Genomic DNA, 1,824 nt, shown 5'->3' on the forward strand with positions numbered 1-1,824 from the left:
TTCTCCTCGTATAATGTGTAGTGTAATCAGTTGGCTTTTCCAACTTGATTGTATTGTTCTTCTAATCTAAGATAATGAAGTGTTCTGGGAATAAGGTTGCCTAACGTTCTCCTGTGGACTGTTGATCCACTTTCTAAAGGCTGGTTCCTTTAATCAAGATGCTTTGTATATGCTTATTGGGTTTGTTGAAGAATGGTCATGCACTATATCTTCTCATTAACGAGGTTGTGTTTGTCTTGCTTTAGAGGTGCAATCCAGAACGACTGATTACGAAAGGAAATTTATTATGCAGAACTATTCAGTTTTTGTGGGAATCGATGCTTCCCAAAATAAGCATGACTTTAGCGTCATGAACGCTTCTCTTTCTATCTTGAATAATAAGAAGAAAGTAACTTTTGATAACACACTACAAGGTTATCAGAAGCTTATAGATACAGTCACTACTATCCAACCTGACTTGAGTAAAGTATTGTTTGGATTAGAAGTCACTGGTGTCTACGGTGATGGTCTCTTCGATCGCTTAAAACTCAATGGTCTGAATGTCATCATGATTCGTCCCGAATCTGTAAAGAATTACCGAGACTATCTTGGCTTACCTAAAACAGATAAACTTGATGCTAAGTGCATCACAGAAATCTTGGCTAGGGGTGAAGCGAAGCCTGTTTCTGAAAAGAAAAAGGAATATGATGAACTAAAGACATTGACCCATCGAAGATCATCTTTATCGAAAACATTAACCCAAGAGAAGAACCGACTCAATGCTAAAGTAGTTAAATTCTTTCCTGAATTACTTCATGTTTTCAAATCGGGCCACAACACGTTGAGAGCCATCTTTTCATCATATTCCACACCATATTCTATCATAAATGCAGATCAAGATGAATTACTTCTACTAATTCAATCTGCTTCTAAACAACGCTATGGTTTGGATAAAATGAATGCTCTTATCAGTGCTTCAAAGAATTCCATTGTAACTCACACTATTTTATCTGAAGAAGATACTTTCACTATTCAAAGTTTATTGGATTCAGTAATTTATCTTGAAGACAAAATTCGTGAGTTAGATAAACGAATTGAATCTAAATTAGAGTCATTTCCTTTATACAAAATCATTCTTACATTCACTGGTTGTGGTAAATTGTCTGCAGCTACGATTATTGCTGAACTTGGTGATATCACTCGCTTTAATAAAGCTAGCCAAATCGTTAAGTTCGCTGGTCTCTTTGGTGATAATAGTGAATCAGGGACTTCCATCAATCGACGTGGTCGAATGACTAAAAAGGGGTCTCGAGATCTTCGTCATGCTCTCTACATGATCGCAGAGTTTGCTAGAAGAAATAATCCTATTCTCAAAGATGTTTTTAATCGTAAGAAGAACGGTGACCGTAAGCGACACGTTCTCGCTGTTAATGCATTAACGAATAAAATCGTACAGATTTTATTCTCTATAATGAGAAGTGAAAGTGTATTTGTAATTCAACACCGTGATCTCATGCGTATACCGGAAGTAACCCGAGATGAGTTTTTCCAAAACATAGAGATTGAGTTCTCATCATCAACTCGAAAGAAAATATATAAATTTGAAGACGAATTCGGTGAAATTCACGACTTTGTATATCGAAGTACAAGAGGTGCCGAAATCGTATAAATTAAAACATTTTCTTCAAATTCTTCGCTTTTTTGAAGATATCCAAAAAAGTTGTTTTCATAATACCTTGTCAGAGGTATGAGGTGAAGTTTTTATAGAGGTTTCACCTCTAAATCAAGACAATCACCTATTTATATGCCTATATCATTCTTTATTTGACATATTATAGTTTGTCT

General features: G+C 35.4%; 1 protein-coding gene. It reads left to right on the forward strand.

The annotated features are described in order from the left end of the window. Positions 1-286 precede the first annotated feature (286 nt). Positions 287-1,648, forward strand: coding sequence for an IS110 family transposase (locus M2475_RS11330; protein ID WP_277491643.1), 1,362 nt, complete (start codon positions 287-289; stop codon positions 1,646-1,648). Positions 1,649-1,824: the final 176 nt, after the last annotated feature.

Origin of the sequence: Breznakia sp. PF5-3 (assembly GCF_029504745.1) — a bacterium.
In the GTDB taxonomy this organism is placed as follows: domain Bacteria; phylum Bacillota_I; class Bacilli_A; order Erysipelotrichales; family Erysipelotrichaceae; genus Breznakia.

What these genes read in the sequence shown, in the direction of transcription:
- M2475_RS11330 (WP_277491643.1), top strand. Translation starts at nt 287, where the DNA reads ATGCAGAACTATTCAGTTTTTGTGGGAATCGATGCTTCCCAAAATAAG.